This is a genomic window from Streptomyces sp. NBC_01264 (assembly GCF_026340675.1).
Classification (GTDB): domain Bacteria; phylum Actinomycetota; class Actinomycetes; order Streptomycetales; family Streptomycetaceae; genus Streptomyces.
The window spans coordinates 1,833,913-1,855,119 of record NZ_JAPEOX010000001.1 but is presented as its reverse complement, the minus strand read 5'-3'; the positions used below and the strand labels follow the sequence as shown (position 1 = coordinate 1,855,119).

20 protein-coding genes and 2 pseudogenes are annotated in these 21,207 nt (G+C 68.0%); 10 read left to right on the top strand and 12 right to left on the bottom strand.

The window, feature by feature from the left end; translation table 11 throughout:
• Positions 1–114: 114 nt before the first annotated feature.
• Positions 115–1,317 (bottom strand): DUF3800 domain-containing protein, encoded by a 1,203-nt coding sequence (locus tag OG435_RS08350; protein ID WP_266876183.1) that lies wholly within the window; start codon positions 1,315–1,317, stop codon positions 115–117.
• 521 nt (positions 1,318–1,838) lie between these two features.
• Entirely contained in the window at positions 1,839–2,894 is a 1,056-nt protein-coding gene (locus OG435_RS08345) for a hypothetical protein (RefSeq protein WP_266876182.1), read from the bottom strand.
• Positions 2,895–3,026: 132 nt separating this feature from the next.
• Here OG435_RS08345 and OG435_RS08340 point away from each other — a divergent pair.
• Positions 3,027–3,215 (top strand): annotated as a pseudogene (locus OG435_RS08340) (transposase); the annotation flags it as partial.
• Between the two features lie 93 nt (positions 3,216–3,308).
• On the opposite strand, the gene OG435_RS08330 reads toward OG435_RS08340, so the two are convergent.
• Positions 3,309–3,722 carry a hypothetical protein gene (locus OG435_RS08330; protein WP_266882313.1) on the bottom strand — a complete coding sequence of 138 codons (414 nt, stop codon included), beginning with the start codon at positions 3,720–3,722 and terminating at the stop codon, positions 3,309–3,311.
• Positions 3,723–3,913: 191 nt separating this feature from the next.
• Here OG435_RS08330 and OG435_RS08325 point away from each other — a divergent pair, with 191 nt between their 5' ends.
• A complete protein-coding gene (locus OG435_RS08325; RefSeq protein WP_266876181.1) occupies positions 3,914–4,078 on the top strand; it encodes a hypothetical protein in 165 nt (54 codons plus the stop codon).
• Positions 4,079–4,169: 91 nt separating this feature from the next.
• Here OG435_RS08325 and OG435_RS08320 read toward each other — a convergent pair whose 3' ends face one another.
• Positions 4,170–5,414 carry a hypothetical protein gene (locus OG435_RS08320; RefSeq protein WP_266876180.1) on the bottom strand — a complete coding sequence of 415 codons (1,245 nt, stop codon included), beginning with the start codon at positions 5,412–5,414 and terminating at the stop codon, positions 4,170–4,172.
• Positions 5,415–5,602: 188 nt separating this feature from the next.
• Positions 5,603–6,658, bottom strand: coding sequence for a transposase (locus OG435_RS08315; protein WP_266876179.1), 1,056 nt, complete (start codon positions 6,656–6,658; stop codon positions 5,603–5,605).
• Between the two features lie 82 nt (positions 6,659–6,740).
• Between OG435_RS08315 and OG435_RS08310 the strand changes: the two genes are divergently transcribed.
• Positions 6,741–7,046 (top strand): NUDIX domain-containing protein, encoded by a 306-nt coding sequence (locus tag OG435_RS08310; protein WP_266881578.1) that lies wholly within the window; start codon positions 6,741–6,743, stop codon positions 7,044–7,046.
• 36 nt (positions 7,047–7,082) lie between these two features.
• Here the strand turns inward: OG435_RS08310 and OG435_RS08305 are convergent, their stop codons facing one another.
• The 5 genes from OG435_RS08305 to OG435_RS08285 all read right to left on the bottom strand — a co-directional run bounded on the left by OG435_RS08305 (position 7,083) and on the right by OG435_RS08285 (position 12,130).
• Positions 7,083–7,556: a LuxR C-terminal-related transcriptional regulator gene (locus OG435_RS08305; protein ID WP_266876178.1), complete on the bottom strand. Its 474-nt coding sequence runs from the start codon at positions 7,554–7,556 to the stop codon at positions 7,083–7,085.
• 103 nt (positions 7,557–7,659) lie between these two features.
• Positions 7,660–9,105 carry a glutamine synthetase family protein gene (locus OG435_RS08300; protein WP_266876177.1) on the bottom strand — a complete coding sequence of 482 codons (1,446 nt, stop codon included), beginning with the start codon at positions 9,103–9,105 and terminating at the stop codon, positions 7,660–7,662.
• Positions 9,105–10,640: an amino acid permease gene (locus OG435_RS08295; RefSeq protein ID WP_266876176.1), complete on the bottom strand. Its 1,536-nt coding sequence runs from the start codon at positions 10,638–10,640 to the stop codon at positions 9,105–9,107. The genes OG435_RS08300 and OG435_RS08295 overlap by 1 nt, the downstream gene beginning before the upstream one ends.
• A gap of 79 nt (positions 10,641–10,719) precedes the next feature.
• Positions 10,720–11,736, bottom strand: coding sequence for a hypothetical protein (locus tag OG435_RS08290; RefSeq protein ID WP_266876175.1), 1,017 nt, complete (start codon positions 11,734–11,736; stop codon positions 10,720–10,722).
• Between the two features lie 199 nt (positions 11,737–11,935).
• A complete protein-coding gene (locus OG435_RS08285) occupies positions 11,936–12,130 on the bottom strand; it encodes a hypothetical protein (RefSeq protein WP_266876174.1) in 195 nt (64 codons plus the stop codon).
• A gap of 523 nt (positions 12,131–12,653) precedes the next feature.
• Between OG435_RS08285 and OG435_RS08280 the strand changes: the two genes are divergently transcribed.
• The 3 genes from OG435_RS08280 to OG435_RS08270 all read left to right on the top strand — a co-directional run bounded on the left by OG435_RS08280 (position 12,654) and on the right by OG435_RS08270 (position 15,320).
• Positions 12,654–13,934, top strand: coding sequence for an XRE family transcriptional regulator (locus tag OG435_RS08280; RefSeq protein WP_266876173.1), 1,281 nt, complete (start codon positions 12,654–12,656; stop codon positions 13,932–13,934).
• Between the two features lie 2 nt (positions 13,935–13,936).
• The gene (locus OG435_RS08275) at positions 13,937–14,710 is read left to right on the top strand and encodes an HAD family hydrolase (protein WP_266876172.1); all 774 of its coding nucleotides are present in this window, start codon (positions 13,937–13,939) and stop codon (positions 14,708–14,710) included.
• Between the two features lie 76 nt (positions 14,711–14,786).
• Positions 14,787–15,320, top strand: a complete 534-nt coding sequence (locus tag OG435_RS08270; RefSeq protein WP_266876171.1) for an NUDIX hydrolase — start codon at positions 14,787–14,789, stop codon at positions 15,318–15,320.
• On the opposite strand, the pseudogene OG435_RS08265 reads toward OG435_RS08270, so the two are convergent.
• Positions 15,298–16,648 (bottom strand): annotated as a pseudogene (locus tag OG435_RS08265) (hypothetical protein). The gene OG435_RS08270 and the pseudogene OG435_RS08265 sit on opposite strands and share 23 nt — an antisense overlap.
• 693 nt (positions 16,649–17,341) lie before the next feature.
• On the opposite strand from OG435_RS08265, the gene OG435_RS08260 reads away from it, so the two are divergent.
• The 4 genes from OG435_RS08260 to OG435_RS08245 all read left to right on the top strand — a co-directional run bounded on the left by OG435_RS08260 (position 17,342) and on the right by OG435_RS08245 (position 20,632).
• Positions 17,342–17,497, top strand: coding sequence for a hypothetical protein (locus OG435_RS08260; RefSeq protein ID WP_157853303.1), 156 nt, complete (start codon positions 17,342–17,344; stop codon positions 17,495–17,497).
• Between the two features lie 91 nt (positions 17,498–17,588).
• Entirely contained in the window at positions 17,589–18,800 is a 1,212-nt protein-coding gene (locus OG435_RS08255) for a JmjC domain-containing protein (RefSeq protein ID WP_266876170.1), read from the top strand.
• The gene (locus tag OG435_RS08250) at positions 18,734–19,618 is read left to right on the top strand and encodes an aldo/keto reductase (RefSeq protein WP_266876169.1); all 885 of its coding nucleotides are present in this window, start codon (positions 18,734–18,736) and stop codon (positions 19,616–19,618) included. The genes OG435_RS08255 and OG435_RS08250 overlap by 67 nt, the downstream gene beginning before the upstream one ends.
• A 63-nt stretch (positions 19,619–19,681) precedes the next feature.
• Positions 19,682–20,632 (top strand): IS5 family transposase, encoded by a 951-nt coding sequence (locus tag OG435_RS08245; RefSeq protein WP_266876168.1) that lies wholly within the window; start codon positions 19,682–19,684, stop codon positions 20,630–20,632.
• Here the strand turns inward: OG435_RS08245 and OG435_RS08240 are convergent.
• On the bottom strand, positions 20,613–21,152 hold the full coding sequence (locus tag OG435_RS08240; RefSeq protein WP_266876167.1) for a hypothetical protein: 540 nt from the start codon (positions 21,150–21,152) through the stop codon (positions 20,613–20,615). The two genes, OG435_RS08245 and OG435_RS08240, sit on opposite strands and share 20 nt — an antisense overlap.
• Positions 21,153–21,207: the final 55 nt, after the last annotated feature.

Here is a 21,207-nt window from a genome sequence, read left to right as displayed (position 1 = left end):
ACGGGGCATCAGCTCTCTGCGCGGCGGCAGGGGCAGCGACGGCACAACACCTCGGGCGGGCAGCGTCCCATCCGGTGCTCGAACCGCAGGTGACTCTACGGCAGCGCACGGCGTTCAGCGGCGCTTCGCGCGGGCGGTGTCGACTCGCGCGAAATCGGCGGGCTTCTCACCCATGAGCAGGCCGTTGGGGTCCACGAGTGGCGCCACTACTAGGTGAAGGTCCTGCCCGGCAGGGTCGTCCTGGCCGTCGTGCCATCGTGCAACCGCCCGGCCGGCGCCTGCCACCAGGTCGGCAAGCTGGAGGGAGGGATGATCCACCGACCGGCCGCGGACCAGGCTCTGAAGGTGGCTCTGCTCGATCAGGCCTTGCACCAGACCCACGGCTGTCGCCCCGCGTTCCAGGACGTCGAGTTTGTCGTCGGTCAGAAGCCGTTGGTCGTCCGCGAGGACCTGGAGCTTGCCGCCGTGTCGGATCGAGGCGTGGAGGATGACCGTCGGCACGGCGGTGACGAGCGGATCGGTGGAGTCGTCGAGCAGCCCGTGCTCTCCGGTCGGTGTGGCTTCGGACGGCCGCTCACGGGCGAAGGCTTCGGCCTCCGCGCGGGTTGTGCGCAACATCTCCAGGACCTGTGCCGCCTTCTTCGCCTGCGGGGCTTTACGGCGACGGGCGTACGTGTGGCACTGCTGGATGACGGTGAAGAGCTCGTCGACGGTGACATGGTCGCCCGTACGGTTCTTCTTGGAGAAGAAGCCCACGGCGGTGGCGATGAGTCGGTCGAAGCCGTCGCGGCCCATCGCCCGGGGGCCTTCGGTGGCCAGGTCCAGGGCGAACTGCCGGGCTACGCCGTTCATGACGATGTCGATGCCCAGGGCGTTGAACCGCTCCTCCAGCAGGAGGTCGACAAGTTTGGCCGCGACGAAGTAGTGCTTGTCGATCACGTATACCGAGGCGCGGTCATGGAGCGGACCATCGGGTGCCAGCAGGTCGCCCAGGAGGTGACGGCGCCGGCCCGCAGCCGGGCCGGCGAACATCTTCTGGAACTTCAGCTCTGTCGCGGACTTCTGGATCCCCCCCTCGACACGCAGGGTGTCCACGATGGCGGCAGCATCGGCGTCATCAATGGCCACCGAGCCCAGGATCATGTAGCGGTCGCCGCCGTGCAGCTGATCGCCGTGGTAGCCGGACTCGTCGATGGCGATCCACCGCCCGGCCCCGGCCCCGGCCCGGTCGTCGGTCGGTTCCAGACGGCTGCGACGACTGAAGTTCGCTCCGAGCAGTCCCGTCCCGGCGTTCGGCGCATGGTCACGTTCGATCACCCCGCCATCCTCGCCGCACGACGCCACACCGACAAGCTGCCCGACCGCTCCACCCGACTCCCGTGCCTGCTGCTGCGCTGCAGGCATGACGAGCATGCCGGTGAAGCCTCTTTCTCGCAGCCGGCAGGGATGACGGTGCGTATCGCAGACGAGGGGTGCGCCGCGCAGTTGCAGCGTCGGTGTACCGGTCCGTGGAGGACTGGACCGGGTGCAGAAGACATCCCGGATGCTCCGTGGCGCCGGCAGAGGGTGTGGCGCACCCGCTTCGCCCTTCATGATCGTTCTTGATCCGCATCATGTGGTGCTCCAGCCGGCCGGACAGCGCCGAAGGACCCACCGTGCCCTCCTCGCTCCGCCGCCGGGCAGACTGCCTCCGCGCCGCCGGCGAGATCCGGTCCCTTGCCTGCGCCGGCATCGCCGGCACGACGTCGACGCTCCCGATGCAGACCGCGGCTTGGGTCTCGGGTGCAGGCCGCATGCCGTGAGCTGCTCCTGTCGGCCTGCGGGAATTGCTGTGCAGGTCAGCGCTGCATGAACCGGATGTCGGGGTACTGGCGTTCGTCGGCAGGCCATGGAACGGCCCACGGCTGATTGTCCCCGTCCCGCAGGAGGGTGACGATGTTGCGTCCGTCATACAGCTCCTCGAGGGGATGGCCAGTGACATGGGACAGAACCTGTGCGTAGTCGCCCACATCGAAGGGATCGAAGACGAACTTGGTGGACATGCCCTGGAGGGGCAGAGTCATGACATCGACGCGGTTCTCACCTGCATACAGAAGGTGCTTGGGGACGCGGTTGAACAGGGTAGTCATGTAGGCGGCCAGGGCAGCCACCTCACGGAACTGCTGCGGGTGGAGCACGAGTTGTCGGGCCGCCTCGAAAGCAGGCACGGTCACAGCCTGGGCGAGCGCGCCCCAGTCCTGGAGCACGGCGACGACGGCGGTCGCTCCGACTCTGATGGCGAAGAACGGGAAGTTGATGACGTCCACGTAGTCGAAGCGGTGGCGCGGGTCGGTGGGCTCCTGCGCCTGGAAAACGAACACGGAGGCCGGATGCTGATCTTTTTGCCAGCGTACGGCGCCGCGAGCCGCCTGCAACAGCAGGTGGTGCATGCGGAAGGTGGTCAGGAATTCGGGCGAGACGATGGAGCCGCCCTGCGGGTCACACCGGTCAGCGAGGAGCGACAGTTCCCGGAACATGAGGCCGTAGTAGATCTTGCCCATCCACAAGAACAGGGTGGTGGCGTCCAGGGCCGCAACCGCTTCGGGGCCCTCGGCGAAGGCGTCGCCCACGGCTTGTTCAATGCGGGACAAGTATTCGTTGTTGCAGGTGCTGCAGCAGGGAATCTTCATCTGCTTGTACGGCATCAGGGTGCCGTTGAGCAGTGTGATCTTCTCGTTCCACAGGTCACACCGCCGCAGCAGCCACTGGGGGAAGACATGCTCGTCGGTCCGGCCTCCGGCAAGGTCGGCCCCGCACAGGAAGCATCGGTCCTGGGTGAGCGCCTGGTCGCGGTCCCACTGGTAGAGGAACCCTGGTATCTCGTTCTGATCGTCCTGATCGGCGGTCTGTGACACGGGCCGACCCTAGACCAGTTGGCGAGCCTTATGGGCAGGGCGGCGTCGCGACCGGCCGCGCCAGACGGTTCAAGGCTGGCGGACACGTCGTGACAAGTTCCCTGAACCCTTGGCGTCCGTCCTACAGATTCGTATCCCGGGCGGCTTCGCGTTCCGGACCGAGCGGCTCTCGCGGGGATCGTGTACGTCCTGCGGACCGGCGTTGCCTGGCGCGACGTCCCGGCCGAGACCGTGGGCTGCTCCGGAGTCACGGCCTGGCGCTGGCTGCGGGACCAAGGCCGGCGTCTGTCGTACTGGCCCGCAGGTGGGTGGTGGAGCGCACGCTGAGCTGGCTGGCCCACTCACGCCGCCTCAACCGCGACCACGAGCGCCGCCTCGACCACCACGCCCAGATGGTGTGGTGGGCCGCCGTGATCAGGCTGTCCCGGCGTCTGGCCGGGGATGCTCCGCACTGGCCCGAGAAGCGCCTCGGCCGACTGCTGCGGGCGCGGGCATGAACCGTCCGTCCTTCGCCCGCGCCAGCCAGCCCCGCTTCTCCGGCACATAGTCACGGTGACGGATCTTCTCCACCTCGTTCTCGATTTCCGCTTCCCGGCCCACAGACCGCGTCAGCTCCACCCCGTTCACCGGCCCCGAAGCAGCCACCACCGCGGCGAACACCTCCCGATACATGCCGCTCAGCACCTCCTCACCCATGCCCGACCGCCACACCGGCGGCCGCACGCCATGCCCCACACCCGAGCCGCCCGCTCCCACGGCAGCCATCTCACCACCAGACGGCACGGAAACCGGCATATCAACCGGGCGTTCCTCGGCCAGCACCGACACGAGCTCCTCACGCCCACCCGAGCCCGCTAGACCCGCTCCCGCGCGGCATCCACCTCCGCCTGAGTCTGCTCCAGAACCTCCGTCCAGGACTCCAGATTCTGCCTCGCTCGCGCCTCACGCGCTCCAGAGGCTCTCGCCAATCCGGCTAGCCTCCCGGTCAATCACGCGGCCAGCGTCAAGCAACATGTCTCATGAGACATGTTGAGCGCGAAGAACACCTCCATCCCGGCCTCGTGCGGAACTGCGCCGCCGACCACCTGGTCATCGGCGCGCCCGACGGCGGCTCCTGGGCCACCGCTCGCCCGTACGACACCGGGACCTGCCTCCTGCACGGCGGCAACGCCACGCAAACATGACCCGCGAGCGGGCCAAGTAAACTGCTCGGCCTGCCCTCAAAGGGGTCGCTCACCTGTACGCCCAAGCCGAACGACACGTAGTTCGCCCCACTCAGGTCAGCTGCTCGCCTCCCTCGGCCTCGGCCTCAGCGCGCCGCTCGTCCATGGCGAAGCCCAGCCGCTCGGCCTGGATCTGGACATCGGTCCACAGGGACAGCGCCGTGAGCGAAGTCCACGGTTCAGTCCGCTCTGGGTCATCGAGCAGCACCGTCTCGGTGTAGCCGTCGAACCACGCCTCTCCGCGGGCCCGGCCGTCCGCCCAGGCCCGGTCCTTGAACCACAACCTCTTGATGGTCGACTCGAGCAGCCGTGCATGGAGTCCCACCTGGAAAGTTAGCGTTTGCGCCACTTCCCAGCCGTTGTTGATGTGGCGCTCAAGACCCTTGTTGTGCGGAGCGTGCTCGCAGATGCCGATCTTCGCTATCTCCGGATCCGAGCGGTGAAGGAGGTAGATCAGGCCCGGCGCGTCGTCCTTGAAGCCGGTGAGCTTGCACTTTTGGGAGTTGCAGGCTCCCTGGCCCCGGTAGAGGTTGCCCAGTCGGGGCTCCACATCGGCCCCGCACTCGATGCACGTCCCCGGCCAAGGGGTATTCGTGCTCTTGAATGCGTGCAGATCATCGGGAAGAACACGGTAGGAGAGGGCGCGGCCCCATGCCTGCTCCGGGGTTAGCGGAGTGTTAGACGCGCAGTGTATGCACGCTCCTTGACCGTTTCGGACGTCGTTCAGACGAGGGGTCACATCCTTGTGACACCGCAGGCATTCGCCGAGCCACGGTATGTCGATGCCTGGGTAGGGCACCTTGGGCTCGACCATCCCCGAGTCGACCATCATCTTGAACGCATCATCGGGGTGGATCTCCTTCTTGGAGCAGAAACGGCAGGCCATGCCGCCGGCCCGAACCACCTTCATGAGTACCTTGATCGGCTTGCCCTCGCGTGGGCAACCGACATTGAGGCAACGACATGCCCACCCCTTGGAGTTCTTCTCGTACGGCTCCAGTGGCTCGATGTTGGCGGCTACGACGCTCTTCGCCAGCTCGTCCTCATCGAGCCTGAACTTCTTTGCACGCTCCTTGTCGGCGCACGGGCGACAACCGCGGCGAGCATCCCCGTGCCGCTTGGCCTTCGTGGAGATGCTGTCGTACGTCGGGTCAATATCTCCCTGGCACCTCATGCAGGTGCTCTCCCAGGGTGTCTTGTTCGAGGCGAAAGGCACCTTCGGGTCGCACCCGTTCCGAAGCATGAGCTGCCGCGCTTCTTCCGGATCAGTCGCACGTCCCGATACCAACTTGTCCATCCCTCAGTCAGGTTGCGGCCACGCTGGCCCCGCGATGACTCTACGGGCGACCACCGACAGCGACCGAGCGGTGAGACCCTTCCCGTCCGCCTGTTGCTGCCCACGATGCACACAGCTGTCCGGGCGTTCCTTGATCGCCGACCGCAGCAGTAGCTGTCTATGGCGAGCGACAAGTCAGCAAATCGAGATCACAGAAGAGTAAAGTTTTCGATGCCGACTGAGACGCCAGGGTTAACGCCGCTACACCAGGGAGTGCGGAGCCAGCAGCGCCGTACGCTGAGACAGCCAAGGGCCTGAGATATGCGAACTGTTCCTAACGAGCTCGTGCATGGTTGGCGGTGCGACGTCGAAAGGTGCAGGTCGGCTTGGTGGTCACGGTTGCTGACGGCCGCCGCGGGTGGCGGTCTGCTGGTGTGAGAGCAGGCTGGCGATGGCTTGGATCGTGTCGCTGAGGTGGTCGCGTCGGCCGTGGTGGTGGGCGAGTACTCGCCAGTTCTTGAGGTGTGCGATGCCGTGCTCGACGCGGATCCGGGTGAAGAGTGCGCCTTGCGCTGGCGTTCGTAGATCTCTTCGTACCAGTCCGGCGGGTTCTTCTTGAACTTGCGGTGCGGTGGTGTCACCACGCGGCCGCCGGTTTGGGCGCCCAGGCCCTGGTAGCCGGCGTCGGCGAGGATCTCCACGGCCACCGGGCTGCCAGTCAGGTGCTTGACCAGGCCCAACTGTCGGGCGTGGGTGATGTCGGCGCAGCTTGCCGGCTGGGCTGGACTGCAGAACAGGAGCCTGCCGCGGGCGTCGGTGAGGACCATGGCCTTGACGGCGTTCTGCTTGTTCTTGCCGGAGATGAACTTCTCCCGGTCCTTGCGGCCGACTGCGGGCCTGCGGACCCGGATCTCGGTGCCGTCGATGATCCCGGTCTGCCCGCTGACGCCGAGGTGGTCGATGACCTCGGCGAGGGTGCGGAGCCGGATGTCGGCCGCGATGGTGCAGCCGCGGGCTGCGAGCAGGGGCCGTACCTCGCCGATCGCCCGGGTGATCGTGGAGCGGTCAACGCCGAACCAGCAGGCCAGCACGTCGTGAGTGGCACCGTGGCGAAGGTGGACGAGCGTGGCCAGGAGCCGGTCGATGAAGACCAGCCGATGCTTTGCACCAGCGCCAACGGCCCTCTGGCGTGGCCGGGACTCCAGTCTCGCCTGGTGTCGTTCGTGCCATAACGGACCTACCTCGGCGACGAGTTCGGCGATCACTTCGGCTGAGAGCCCTGTGATCCGCCGGTCGCTGATGATCGCTGCACGAGACCCTTTCCCCACCACACCAACATGATCAGGGATCAAGCCCCGGCGTCGCACCGCCAACCATGGACGAGTTCGTAAGGGCGGGCATCCCGAACTGACTGATACCACGCTGCTCGGCGGGGCCATACGGGAGCTTTCCGAGGAGACGGGCATCGACCCCGGGCGGATCGTCCCGGTCTCCGGGCTTCCCGCCTACGTCGAGTTCGGCCAGGTGCCGGCCAGGCCCGCGAAGGACGAGCCGGAGCATTACCACCTGGACATCGGCTATGCCTTCGCGACGGCCGGAGCGGAGGTTGGATGTATCGAGGAATCCAGTGTTGTCTGTTGTGTGGGGGAGTAGCTTGCCAAGGGCCACTGATTACGTGGCCGTCTGCAGCTACGTGACCTGGTGGCCGCCGGTTCCGTGGGAGGCGTCGAGTACGCCGAACATCCAGCCCAGGGTGATCAGGTGCGGGTCGTGCTCGGCGCTCCAGCGCGCCCGTAGCGCTCGGATCCGCTTCTTCATCCCGTCGTGGGAGAGGCCGCAGTGCTCTGCGATCTCGGCGTAGGTCCCGTCCAGAGCGAGGGACCAGAGGATCTTGGTCTCGATGTCGTCGACGCCGCCGGGCGGTGGTGCTGTCGGCTCCGGCCGGGGCAGCTGCTCGGTGACGTAGCACGCGTGGACCAGGGCGTGACGGTGGCGTACTCCGGCCCGCCGGTTCCCGTGCGACATCTGGATCGCGACGGTGCCTTCGGACAGGCCCAGTTCGGCTGCCGCCTTGGCGGTGCTCATGCCCTGGGCGAGGGTTCCAGCGATCTTCACCTGTGCCGGGGTCGGATGTGAGGCGGCCGTGGCGGGCCGTGCGGGCATGATCGGGTCCTTACGTTGCGGCGGCGGTGTGGTGGTGCAGGTTGGGCAGACCCCGGCCGAGGGGGAACTCTCCCGGCCGGAGTCTGGTCTGGGTGCGGCAGGATCAGGCGCGGGTGAACCAGCGGGCCTGTTCTGCGTCGGTGACGATGCCGCGGTGGTGGTCGAGTTCGAGCTGCGCGAGGTGGGCGTAGTGCTCGACCATCTCTTTCCCGAACGCCTCCTGGGCGACGGGGCTGTGCCGGAACGCGGAGCGGGCCTGACCGAGGGTGAGGGGCAGGAGGGGCACGTCGGTGGCCTCGTAGGCGTTGGCCGTGCAGGGTGCCGTCGGGGTGATCTGCCGTTCGATGCCGTGGATGATCGAAGCGAGAACGGCGGAGAGAGCCAGGTATGGGTTCGCGTCCGCCCCCGGCACGCGGATCTCCAAGTGCAGGCCCGAACCGTGGCCGGTGAGTCGCACGGCGCACGTGCGGTTGTCCCACCCCCACGCCATGCGAGTGGGGGCGAAGGAGCCGGGCACGTACCGCTTATAGGAATTGACGTTCGGCGCGTACAGCGGGGCGAGCCCCGGCAGCGTCGTGAGCAGTCCGGCGATTGCCTGCTCGCCGATCTCGGACAGCCGTCCGGCCTGATCGGAGAGCATGGCATTGCCGCTGCGCGTAAGGGAGACGTGCAGGTGGAGTCCGCTGGCGATGCCGGTCTCGGGGGAGGCCATGAACGTGGCCGTCATGCCGGACCGTCCTGCGAGGGTGCGCACCGCGTGCTTGAAGACGACATGGTTGTCGCACGCGGGCAGCGCAGCACCGTAGGGGAAGGTGACCTCCACCTGACCCGGGGCGCCTTCAGTCTTGATCGCCTCGACGGGCATGCCCGCCTTGGACAGCGAGCCCTGGAGGCGCCGGAAGAGCCGGTCAGTGTCCGGCGCGTGGTCGAGGGCGTAGTCCAGGTTCTCCTCGGCCACCGGCGTGAGTCCGCCCGGGCCGATGCCGGCGGTCGGGGTGTAGGTGCCGTGGTAGAGCATGAACTCGGTCTCCAGGCCGGCCTGGGCGTGCAGCCCGTGGGCGGCAAGCCGGGTCAGCTGGTGCCGCAGAATCTGCCGCGGCGCAACCTCGATGGGCTCCTCGCTCAGACCGATCGCGTTGCCGAGAACGAGCGCGGTGCGCGGCATCCACGGCAGAGTCCGCAGCGTCGAGGGGTCCGGCACGACCGTCATGTCCTCGTACCCGCTCGCCCAGGACGTGAGGGCGAACCCGTCGGCGGGCGTCATGTCGACGTCGGTGGCCAGGAGGTAGGCGCACATCTCCGCGCCGCCGTCGAGTACGCGGTCGAGGAAGTGCCGCGCCCCGTACCGTTTGCCCTTGAGGCGGCCCTGCAGGTCCGGAACGGCGAGGAGGACGGTGTCGATCACACCGGCTCCGACGGCCTTACGCAGCTCGTCGACGCTGAACGCCCGGGCCGGCCGCTGCGGGGCGGTCGAGGCGGCATCGGCATTACGGTGCGACGGGCCGCTCGGGCGCGGCGTTCCTCCGGTCTGGGTGGACAGAGCGGTCATCACACGACCTCTTCCTGGATCCGGGCCATGCCCGAGCCCGCGTCGGCCGCCGCGGTCGGCACCTTGTAGTCGCCTCCCGCGACACGCCACCACACGGTGGCCAGGGCGATGACGACCAGAAGGGCGATGGGCGCGTAGTTGAACGTGGTCACGGAGACGAGACCGGACTCGGGCCGGGACTGGGGGAGGCAGAACAGCACGGTCACGAAGACCACCCAGGCCACGGCGATCGCGCCGACGGGCACGCCCCAGCGACCCAGGTTCCAAGGGCCGGGCTGGAAGCGGTGGCGGTTGCGGATCCGCAGGTAGATCGGGATGGCGTACGCGGGCGTGATCCCGATGACGTTGATCGCCGTGACGGCGGCGTACGCGGTCGGGCTGTACAGCGACGGCAGCGCCAGGACTGCGGCCACGGCGACTGACAGCCACACGGCGCGGGTCGGGGTGCCGGTGCGGGCATCGACGTGACGCCACAGCTTCGACCCGGGCAGGGCGCCGTCGCGGGAGAAGGCGAACACCATGCGGCTGGCGGCGGCGGTCTCGGCGTTGCCGCAGAACAGCTGCGCGACGATTACGACCAGCAGCAGGGCCTTCGCGCCGGCGGTGCCGAGGGCGTCGAGGAAGATCTGTGCCGGTGGCACGCCGGTGGCGGTGGCCTGGGTGGCGGCGTAGTCCTGGATGGCGAAGGTCAGTCCGGCCAGCAGCACGAACCCGGCCAGCCACGACCAGCCGATCGCCCGCATGATGCCGCGGGAGGCGGAGACCTGCGCGTTGGTGGTCTCCTCCGACAGGTGCGCGGAGGCGTCGTACCCGCTGAAGGTGTACTGGGCGAGCAGCAGCCCGATCAGCACTACGTACAGCGAGCCGGACCAGCCGGTGTTGTTGACGAACTCCCCGAAGACGAAGGACGGCGACTGGTGGCGTGACGGCACGATCGCGAGCGCGCCGACGATCACGGCGATCCCGCCCAGGTGCCACCACACGCTGATGGAGTTCAGGATGCTCACCAGCCGGACCCCGAAGAGGTTCAGCGTGGCGTGCAGCGAGAGGATGCAGAAGTAGATCGCCATGATCTTGCCTGGCGTCGGGACGAAGCCGAACTGCAGGTTCAAGAAGGCGCCGGTGAACAGCGCGGCACCGTAGTCGATGCCGGCGATCGCACCGAGCAGACCGAGCAGGTTGAGCCAGCCGGTGTACCAGCCCCACTTGCGCCCGCCGAGCTGTTCGGCCTGGTAGTAGAGGGCGCCGGAGGTGGGGTACGCGGAGGTGACCTCTGCCAGGCCGGCTCCGACGAGCATCACCATGGCGCCGACGGCGATCCAGCCCCACATCATCACGGCGGGCCCCCCGGTCGCGAGACCGAAGCCGTACAGGGTCATGCAGCCGCTCAGCACGGAGATCACCGAGAAGCTGATGGCGAAGTTGCCGAACGGCCGCATGCGGCGGGCCAGCACCGGCTCGTAGCCCAGTTCCCGAAGGAACGCGTCATCTGACTGGGCCCCCGCCGCGCGGCGAGTCGGGCGTGTTCGTAACACTGGACATCCTCCATGGAATGGGTGGAACGAGTACAAAAAGTCAGGTGTATGCCAAGCTGTGTTTTGTTGTGCGTGACGGTCAGCGCACCGGTCCGGCGCGAGGTGCGTGGGTGCGTGCGAAGGACAGGGACTCCCGGCGGGCCCGCAGCAGCAGAGCCTCGCCGCCGTCGGGATGGTTCGGGTCCTCATGGACGGACGCCCACGGCTCGCGCGAGGCGTAGGTGCCCACGGCTGTGAACACCTCGGCGGCCTCCACGAACCGGTGGCCGGCCCACAAGGCGTACGCGAGGTGGTGCAGGTCGGTCACCGAGCGCGGCGCGGTGTCCGGCTGCTTGAACCAGTGGTGGAACGCCTTGACTGTGTATGTGATCGTCGGCTCCTGCGCCCACTGCCGTCGCCACAGCGGATCGGCACGGTGCTGGAGGGACTGCTGCCGGCACTGCTCAACGAGCGCGTACAGCGGCAACAGCAGCAATGGGGAACCCGCCGGCGACCACGAGGCCACCCATCGGCCGAAGTCGAAGACCGCGGCGAGTGAGGCTGCCCGTGGGACGGGGCGGGCCAGTATGAATTGCAGTATCCGGTGGTACGCCTCCCGGTTGTACGGGTCGCGCTGGTTGATCCCGTGCAGCAGCCCCCACGGCCCGCTCGGCAGCATCGGCTCTGCTGATACCTCACGGTGTTCCCGGCGCACCTGGCGTCCATCGATCTGTGCGAGGGCGAGCAAGCAGATCCAGGGCACCGGATCCCGCGGCTCCCGGTGCGCCATCATCAACGAGGCATGCCGTGCAGCCTCCTCCAATGCCGCAGCGCCTGCGTGCTGCTGGTGATGGGCCCGCAGTGCCCGCTCCACCGACACGCGGGCACGCATCACCTGGGCGTCGTAACTGTTCGGCTCTTCCGCCAGCCACACGCCCATCACGTCGGAGTGGGCAGCGGTGACCGCCAGCACCTGCGTACGTGACGTCCGCAGCCCCCACTGCCCCCCAGTTGCCGCCAGCAAGTCACGCGCCGGTCTCCACCGGCCGACCTGCAACTCGACCATGGCCATACCGAGGGTTTCATCGGTGCCGGCCGGGTGGTACACGGGGCGCATCAGTGCGCCTCGCGACCGGGGTCGTCGACGGTCGCAGTCGAGGGCCGGGAAAGCTGAAACCTCGTGCTCTCGATCGCGGCACAAGGGTGCGTCATGCTCTTCTCGGTCATCGAATGCTTCCTCGGCAGAGAGAGGGAGGTTGGTGCCGGACAGGATCGCTGCGCGGCCGGAGAGAGCTACCGGACTGCCAGTGCCCGGTCTAGAACTTGATCCCGCTGATCAGGCGCGCGACGTTCGTCGCGACCTCGGAGATCGCGGGGGCCATCGAAGAGCTGGCCAGGTAGAACCCCAGGAGGACGCACACGACGGCGTGCCCGGCTTTCAGTCCGCCCTTCTTGACGAGGAGGGTGACGAGGACCGCGAGCAGTAGGACAGCGGAGATGCTGACCGCCACGGATGTGTCCCCCCTTCGGATCCGTCGGTGATGTGGCTCGTTCCCGGCCAAGTCCCCCCGCAGCGGAGCTCAAGCCCATTCCCGGCGGCAATGGCGACGAACCGGTGCGAGAGGTACACAGGACCGGACGCGTTCGAGCTGCGAGTGGGCCTGAATTGAGGCTGGTTGAGGCACAAGGCTGACCGGGAAACGCCCGGTGCGCACATTCCGCCGGTGATATCACTGGGGTGATCTCGGTTTTCGGCGGTCTACGCCGGCGGCCGGCGCACTTTCGCTAGGGGAGGTACAGGTGGCCCAGCAGGCGCTGCGACAGTGCGACGACTGCGGCTGCCGACTCAGCCAGTACAACCCAGACGGCTTCTGCTCCGCTTGCGCGCGATCTCGCATCCCGTCCGCCCCCGCGTTACCCGCCGTACCGGAGCGGGTGTGGCAAGACGTCGGTGTCCGACAGGCCTTTGCAGCCCTTGACTTCGGAAAGGCCAGCCGTTTGATCAGACAGCGAGGCTCGCTGCGCCAGGAGGACATGGCCCAGTTCACGGGACTGAGCCAGGCGTTCTTGTCCATGCTGGAGTCGGGCAGCCGCCGCCTCACCAACATCGACAAGATCATCGAATTCGTCGCAGGCATTGGCGCGCCCGCCGACCTCGTACAGCTCCGGCTCCCACGGTCAGCGGGCAGACCGCTTCAACAGCCTACGGACCAGTCGGCCGGAGATCTCGACCCAACCCTGCCCTGGACCGCGGCCCGTATGGTGGCGGCCTTGGACAACGCGGCTGGAGGCGACGTGATTGACCGCCGGCAATTCCTCACGGTGAGCGGCATCGCGCTCACCGCCTTCGTCCATCACTGGGGCACCGCCGAGGCAGAGCCCCTTCAACGCGCCGCGGAGGGAAGCCAGCTCGCCCCGGAACTGCTGGACAACCTGCAGTCGACGACCGACCACCTGCGCATCATGGATGCCAACGCCGGCAGTGGGACCCTCACTGAGCTCGGCGACGCGCACCTCGAACTCCTTAAACGCCTTCTGCAGAAGGCGTCATACACCGAGGACATCGGCCGCCGCCTGGCCGCCATCGTCGCCGACACCGCTACACAGACCGGCTGGTTCGCCTTCGACTCCGGGCGCCACGACCACGCCCAGAGCTACCTGCTCGCCGCACTCCGCGCGGCAAAGGTCTCCGGCGACGACCGCCTGGGAGCCGGCGCCCTGTCCTACCTGGCCATCCACGGCTACTCCACCGGACAGCCACGTACCGCGGTCACTGCGGCGCGAGCCGCCCGCGAGCAGATCAGGACCCTGGGTACCCCCGCCCTGGAGGCGATGCTGTTGACCCGGCAGGCGCGCGGGCACGCCAAGCTCGGCGAGCGGCAGGCAGCCCTCATCGCGCTCGGCGAGGCCGCCGAACTCTGCGCCCGGGGGCGTTCCGAGTTCGACCCCCACTGGCTGTACTGGATCAACGAAGGCGAGATCCACGGCCAGTCCGGCAGCGCCTATCTGGACCTGGACGATGCGCCCCATGCCGCTGTCAGCTTCACCGAGGCGCGAAAGGCCCTCAACCCGGCAGACCAGCGCACCAACGCCCTGTTTCTTTCCCGCGCGGCGTCCGCCTTCCTCCGGAAGGGCGAGCTCGAAGCAGGCTGCGCCACGGCACATCAGGCGCTCGACCTTGCCGAACAGCTCCAATCGGCCCGCCTCAACGAGCACATCGACGGCATGGTCGGCGAGCTCGCCCCGGTCCAGCGGAGCCCGTACGCTCGGGAGCTGATCGACCGCGCTGCTCTCGTGACAGGCGTAAGGAGCTGAACGTGACCCAGGCCCAGCAGGTCCTCGTGCTGTGGGACATCGACCGCACGCTCCTGTACGTCGGCGACATCGACCGGCAGGTCTATCGCGAGACCTTCGCCGAGGTTGTCGGCCGCCCCGCAGAACACCTGCCGGCCCGCGGCACTGGAGTCACCATGCCACGGGCGATCCGATCGCTCCTTATCGACAACGGAGTCCCGGAAGGTGAAGTGGTCGGTCTGCTGCCGCGCATGGTGGATCTCCTGCCGGTCCACCTCGCCACACATGCAGAGGACCTGCGTACACAGGGCGTCCTCATGCCGGGAGCCGCCGCCGCGCTGCGCGCGGTGCACGATCATCCGAGCTTGATTGCGACCGCCGTGACCGGGAACCTCAAGCCGAACGCCGTGCTCAAGCTCGCGGCCTTCGACCTCGACGGTCTCCTCGACACCGAGATCGGTGGATTCGCCTCCGACGATCACCACCGGCCGGCGCTCGTCGCCATCGCTCAGAAGCGCGCCCAGGCCAAGTACGGCACGGTCTTCACACGCTCGAACACTGTGATCATCGGGGACTCGCTGGAGGATGTTCGAACAGGCCTTGAGGGCGGCGCCCCCGTCATTGGCATCGCATCGGGCAAGACCACGGCGGCCGAACTTACCGAGGCCGGCGCCGACCTCGTATTCGACTCCCTCGCAGACGTGGCACGGGTTCTGGAGGGCATCGCCGAGCTGACGACGACGAGCCGTGCCAACGTCGGCAGCTCTGAAGGGCCTCGCCCATATTCGTCATTATGACGTGAATTTGCCTGAACCTGGCCGCCGTACAGGCCTATTCTGCGATGCTGGAGGCCGATCGAGAGGGGCCGCAGCGATGCAGTGGAAGATCCACGGTGAACGTCCGATCTACGAGAACAAGTGGGTGAACCTGTGGCTCACCGACATCGAGACGCCGGACGGGCACCGCTGGGAACACCACGTCGTCAAGCTCCGACACCTGGCCGTGGCCGCTGTGCTCAACGACCGCCAAGAGGTCCTGATGATGTGGCGTCACCGCTTCATCACGGATGCGTGGGCGTGGGAGCTTCCCATGGGCCTGGTGGAGGCGGACGAGACCCCCGGCGAGGCTGCCGCCCGTGAAGTCCTAGAAGAGACCGGCTGGTGTCCGGGCCCGATGACGCCGCTGATCTACGCCGAACCGGCGAACGGCATCACGGACTCCCAGCACCATCTGTTCCGCGCCGACGGCGCGACGTACGACGGGCCGCCGACCGAGAAGAATGAGTCGGACCGGGTCGAGTGGATCCCCCTGGCGAGCATCCGGGGCATGATCGACCGCCGCGAGATCGTCAGCAGCGGCTCCCTGGTCGGCCTCCTCTACGTCCTCATGGATGAAGGGGTTCGCTGACCTTGCGGGGGAGCATCGCTCGTAGGCGGGCCTCGAAGGCGACTGCGGCCGGCACCTCGCGATACGGCGCAAGCTGCTCGTAGAACTCGCGAAGGTGCCCGGTCACCCACTCGGATGACACCGCTGCGGCGGGTACTAGCGCCTCTATCGCCGTGTGGCACGCCTGGTCGAGCTTGCCCCGCTGGAGCTGCGTTCGGGCCAGCCAAAATGCGTGGAACGCCCGACCCCGTTTGGTTGGCGGGGGCCTCCCGATCCAGCGCGTCCGCGATCAACGGTTCGGCAATCGCCGCCTCGCCGAGACGGCCGTGCGCGATGCCCGTGTCCACGATGAGCTTCGGCTCGTCGAAGTACGTCACCCATGCCGGGTCCGGGTCGTCCGCCTTGATCCGGTCGTACTGAGCGTGCGCCTCGGAGATCGCGGTGTGGGTCGCCGTCCGGTCACCCAAGGTCGCGTGGGCGAACGCCTCACGCATGGCCAGCATGGCCCGGACTCTCGGCGTCGTGCCGATGGCCGCTCTGGCCTGGTCTTGGGCGGCAGACACCAGCGCAAGCGCGTCCGCTGGCTTGTCCTGGTAGGTCGCTTGCAGGCTCATGCACGCCAGCACGTTGGCCATGAATGGGTGGTCGTCAATCTCCCGGGCCAGTTGCAGAGCTTCGGAGAAGTACGCGCGAGCCTGGTGGTATTGCCGGGCATCGAAGTACGTCCACCCGGTCAACCGCGCCAGCTCCGCCGCGATGCCGTACAGGCCGTGCTGTATCGGCGTCGGTCGCTGGTCCTTCAACAGCCCTTCGACGTATCGCAGCTGGCCGACGACAGCAGGCCGGAGCGTCTCGCCCCCGTGCTCGTCGTCACGACGCCAGTAGTCCTCGATCGAAGAACGCAGGGCGTGCAGTGTGGATGGGCTCGGGTTGGTCCCGGCGGCCAGGGCCAGGATGCTGTCCACCTCCACGCTCGGTAAGGCGCTGAGGAGTTTCGGCTCAACGGCCACGTGGCCGGACTCCGGCCGCTCCCGGTCGGCCACGGCCAAGACAGCCGGCGTCTCCCACGTACGGCGGGCAAGCCCGAGCATGTGCCCCGGGATACGCAATCCATCGGCGATCCGCTCGATCACTTCCATGTGGAGGAGCTGCCGCTGACCCGCGATCACCTCACCCACTCGGCTCGGCGTCAGCTCGCACTGCCGCGCGATCATCGACGGGTAGATGCCTGCCCGAGTCTTGACCAGGCGAAAGACCCTCGCAAAGTCGCGCACGCGGCACGCGTCGATCATCTCGGGCTCGGTGAGCAGACTTACTGGTAGTTCCTTCGTGCGACGTGTCTCGGGCATCGGGCACGCTCCGGAGGAAGACTACGGATCGCTTTAAAGTCTCAACCGCCTGTGATGTTACCCAAGTTGGGTAATCCGCTGGGCCTTTCTGGCTCGTCGTCCTGATCGCGATCCTTCTGGACATGGCGAAGCGACCGAGGACGACCGCCTTGAACGATTCGGCGGGCACTCCTGACACAGAGCGAACGGCCTTCGGGAAAACCCCTGACCTGGGCATAGAACCCCACGTCCTGATGAGCATCCGGGTATCGCGGGACTCGGGTCGGACGTGGTCGCCGAGCACGCGGGTCCTGGAAGGCGACCCGTTCGACATCCTCTCCAACCCCGGCCGCTACCCCCCGTGCGAATGCCCCCGCTGTGGCGGTACCTCGTCGTCGGTCCGTGCCCTTCAGCCGGCATCCATCGCGCCGGGGGCTGTGTAGTGGCGGCCTTACGACGTTGAAAGCTCCCTTAGGGCGGGATTCCCCGGTACGCAGTCGCACGCCGCGGGGCTGGCGCCCTGGCAATCGCCGGTGAGCCCGGCCGCTGACCGGCAACCAGCTCCCAGCATGAATTCCGGCTTCGCTCGATCCGTGGCCTCGCGCCACCCCCCGTCTCCTCACCGGCCCGGGAACAAAGAGGTTGGTGAGGCACGCCCCATCGGGGCTGGGTCGGTATCCGTCGGCCCTGGACTTCCAGGAAATGGAGACACACATGGCGGCACAGAAGGAAGACCTGTTGATCGGCGTCGAGAGCCTGATCAAGGTCCAGGACCGCTTCACCGCCGCGGCGGCGGAGTCCGACTCCACCGGCACCTCCGCGGGCGACGACGGCGAGAACCGCGACGGTCTGAACCTCCCGCAGGAGTAGCCCTACCAGCACACCACAGCACCAACCGGGGGCCCGTCAGCCACGGCGGACCCCCGGCCTTCACCCGCCATGGCACCAACCGGAGGAACACGTGGACCACCACTTCGTCACCGCACTGGAGAAAGCCCTCGGCTGGGACGGGCCCGGTGCACTCGGAGCCGCTTTCGCCCGGGGAACGATCGAGGACCTCGATCTGCTCGATCGCCTGCTCAACCCCAGGAAACTGCTGGACCTGGTGATGCGCCGCAGCGTCACCACGCCCCAGTTCCGCATCTTCCAGGACGGGGCCGAACTGCACCCCGGCCGCTACATCCAGCCCTCCGTCACCCGGCGGGGACAGGCCATCCCCATGGCCGACATGCGCCGCGTCGGCGGGCTGATGCGCGAGGGCTGCACCATGGTGCTGGACGAGGTCGACTTCTTCGACCCGGCCATGGAGGCCACTTGCCGCGCGCTCCAGTGGTGGGCCCGCGAGCTGGTGCAGGTGAACGCCTACCTGACCACCCAGGACGCCAGCGGCTTCAAGCTCCACTGGGACGACCACGACACCCTGATCGTCCAGCTCGCCGGCCGCAAGAGCTGGGAAGTCCGCGGCACCTCGCGCAAGGTTCCGATGTACCGCGACTCCGCCCCCAACTCCGAGCCCAGCGAGGAAATCGTGTGGCAGGGCGTCATGGAGCCCGGCGACGTGATGCACATCCCGCGCGGCCTCTGGCACCAGGCCACCCGCGACGACCAAGGCGACGGCTACAGCCTCCACGCCACCTTCGGCATCGTGAAGCGCGTCGGCGTGAACTGGCTGGCCTGGCTCGCCGACCAGGCCCGCACGCAGGACCTGTTCCGGTACGACCTGGACCGCTGGAACTCCCCCGGCCAGTGGGACGGGCAACAGCAGCTCCTGGCCGACGCCGTCGCCGAGATGGCTACGAAGCTGACCCCGCAGGACTTCTTCAATGCCCGCGAGCGCGAACGGCTGGCCGCCCGGCACGTCCCGGCCACCGGCCTGTTCGGCAAGCCCGCGGCCGTCGTGTGCGTCACCGACTTCAAGCCCGTGATCGAGCAGCACCACGACACCGTGGACGTCCTCGCCGCAGGCAAGAAGCTCACGTTCGCCGGCAAGGCGTACCCCGCCCTCGCCCTGCTGCTGAGCGGCCACCCCGTCGACATCGCCGACGCCGCCGAGAAGACCGGCCTGGACGTGGAACAGCTCGCCGAGATCCTGCTGAAGGAGGAACTGTGCACGGAGCTGACCCCCGCCTTGTCCTCGGCCTTCACCGGTCTCGTCACCACCGCGACATCCTGACGGCCGCACTCGACCTCGGCGTCACCGCCCTGGACACTGCGGCTCCCTACCTCGGCTTCCGCTCTCACACGGTGCTGTCCGAGACGGCGGCCGACCTGCTGCCGAAGTTCACCCTCTCCACGAAGGTGGGCTTCTTCCCGCGCGCCGGAGGTGCTGAGCACTCCCTTGATCCGGTCCGGCTGCGGCTGGCCGTCGAGCGAGCAGCCCGGGAACTCGGCAGGGAACCCGACACCGTGCTCCTCCACAACCCCGAACGGAGCCTCGCGGGCCTGTCCACTGCCGATGGCCACACCCTCCTCGGCAATGCCTGCACTGCCCTGGCCGACGCCGCCCGCGACGGCCTGTGCCGCGCCTGGGGTGTGACCTCCTGGGACACCCGAACGCTCAGCATGGTCCAGGTGGACGACCTGCCGTCCCCGGACGTCCTCATGGTCCGTGCCGGGTTCCTCGTGGGCATCGACCTACTCGACGCCACAACCGTCCTGAGCACGGCCTGGCAGCCGGACGAGACCTGGGGCATGAGTCCCTTCCGCGGCGGCCACAGGAAGGTGTGGGAGGAATTCGACCCCCGGCCGTTCCTACGGCCGCATCACGGAGATCTGTCCCGCATACAGGCCGCGTTCCGGACCGCGTTCCACCTGCCCAGCACCTCCGCGATGGCGGTCGGCACCAACGACCCCGGGCACCTGGCCCAGTTGGTCCAGGCCCTGGGCGCGGAGGTGGACACCGCCGCCGTCAGTCAGTACCTGCGGGCCCTTCACTCAGAGCCTGGTGATCAGGGGCTCTGGTGTTCGGGTGGGAGTTTTCGGGGTTCGTGAGGCATGAGAGAAGGGGCCCTCTGGAGAGCTATTCGTTGCGACGAAACACTCCGGAGGACCCCTGTGCCGCAGTTCTACCAACTCGCCGTGCCCGCCGCCAACTTCACCACCCGCACGTGCGCGTGTCTGCCATGCCGTTTCGGGAACGTGCCGTCCTGGGCGCCCGAGCACGAGCGTGCCTTCGAGACGGACATGACCGACACCGAGTGGGATGCGGTGCGCGGCGTGATCCCGTCGCCACCGTGGCTGGAGGGACGCGGGGGCCGGCCCGAGGAGTACTGCCATCGGCGGATGTTGGACGCGCTGCGTTATCTCGCCGACAACGGCGGCAAGTGGCGGGCGCTGCCCGAACCGTTCCCGCCGCCGCGCAAGGTCTTCGACTTCTTCCGCCGCTGGGTGCGTCAGAACGTGTTCGCGCAGATCCACTCCGCGCTGGTGAAGAAGATCCGGGTGAAGGCCGGCCGGTCCGAGCAGCCGACCGCCGCGATCATCGACGCGCAGTCCGTGAAGGCGGCCGAGACCGTCGGCGCCTCGAGCCGGGGCTTCGACGGCGGCAAGCAGGTCAACGGCCGCAAGCGGCATATCGTCGTCGACACCCTCGGCCTGATCCTGCTGGTCGCTGTCACCGGCGCCGACATGAACGACCGGACCGCCGCGATGGCCCTCTTCCACCGCCTCACCCTGCTGTTCCGGCGGGTCACCAAGGTCTGGGCGGATCACGGCTACGACGGCGAACTCGCCCCCTGGGCCCGGCGCACCCTCGGCCTGGACCTGGAGATTCCCGACCACCCCGGCCGCCGCAAGGGCGAGGGCTTCAAGGTCATCGCCAAGCGGTGGATCGTGGAACGATCACTCGCGTGGATCACCCGGCGGCGCCGCTGCGTGCGCGACTACGAACGCCGCCCCGACCATCACGCCACGTTCGTCCTCCTCGCCGCAGGCATCCAGATGAGCCGCCGCCTCGCCGGCCCTGCCGACCGCGGCAACCGCGGCGTCAGCCGGGCAGCCTGGTGAACTTCCCGTCACCCCGCTTCACGATCCATCCCCGGTCCGCGAGCCGGGAACACACATCCCGTGCCCGCTGCTGACGCGCCGGAGTCGTCTCCCAGCCCAGCCGCTCGGCCACCTGCCGGGCCATCACCGCCCCCTCCGACTCCCGCACGACCGCCAGCGCTGCCCGATACATCCCGGGCAGCACCTCCTCGTCCCGTCCCGGCTCCCACGCGGCGATCGGACCAGCCACCGTCAGCGCGGGCCCCTGGGCCGTCCTCAGCGCTGCTGTCCGGACCGGCGCGAGAGCGCCGACCGCGTCAGCCACCTCGTCGACCTCCGTCACGACCGGGCTCAACGAGGCCGCTACCTCAGCCAGTTCCGCACGCTCCTCAAGCGCAAGGCGCAACCGGCGCACCGCGTCCTCTTCCGCCGCAGCCTCCGCCAGCCAGTGATCCACCTGCTCCTGGGCCTCCACGAGCAGCGACTGCCACTCCGTCGCCTTCCCTCGCGCCAGCTCGGCCTTCGCCGTCATCAACGACATCACGGACACCATCGAGACCTCCCACGTCCACTCGGAACCAGCTCGATGCTTCTCC

What these genes read in the sequence shown, in the direction of transcription:
- OG435_RS08290 (WP_266876175.1), bottom strand. Translation starts at nt 11,736, where the DNA reads ATGCGCCCCGTGTACCACCCGGCCGGCACCGATGAAACCCTCGGTATG.
- OG435_RS08280 (WP_266876173.1), top strand. Translation starts at nt 12,654, where the DNA reads ATGGCCCAGTTCACGGGACTGAGCCAGGCGTTCTTGTCCATGCTGGAG.
- OG435_RS08325 (WP_266876181.1), top strand. Translation starts at nt 3,914, where the DNA reads ATGAGACATGTTGAGCGCGAAGAACACCTCCATCCCGGCCTCGTGCGG.
- OG435_RS08240 (WP_266876167.1), bottom strand. Translation starts at nt 21,152, where the DNA reads ATGTCGTTGATGACGGCGAAGGCCGAGCTGGCGCGAGGGAAGGCGACG.
- OG435_RS08320 (WP_266876180.1), bottom strand. Translation starts at nt 5,414, where the DNA reads ATGGACAAGTTGGTATCGGGACGTGCGACTGATCCGGAAGAAGCGCGG.
- OG435_RS08270 (WP_266876171.1), top strand. Translation starts at nt 14,787, where the DNA reads ATGCAGTGGAAGATCCACGGTGAACGTCCGATCTACGAGAACAAGTGG.
- OG435_RS08305 (WP_266876178.1), bottom strand. Translation starts at nt 7,556, where the DNA reads ATGCCCGCACGGCCCGCCACGGCCGCCTCACATCCGACCCCGGCACAG.
- OG435_RS08300 (WP_266876177.1), bottom strand. Translation starts at nt 9,105, where the DNA reads ATGACCGCTCTGTCCACCCAGACCGGAGGAACGCCGCGCCCGAGCGGC.
- OG435_RS08260 (WP_157853303.1), top strand. Translation starts at nt 17,342, where the DNA reads ATGGCGGCACAGAAGGAAGACCTGTTGATCGGCGTCGAGAGCCTGATC.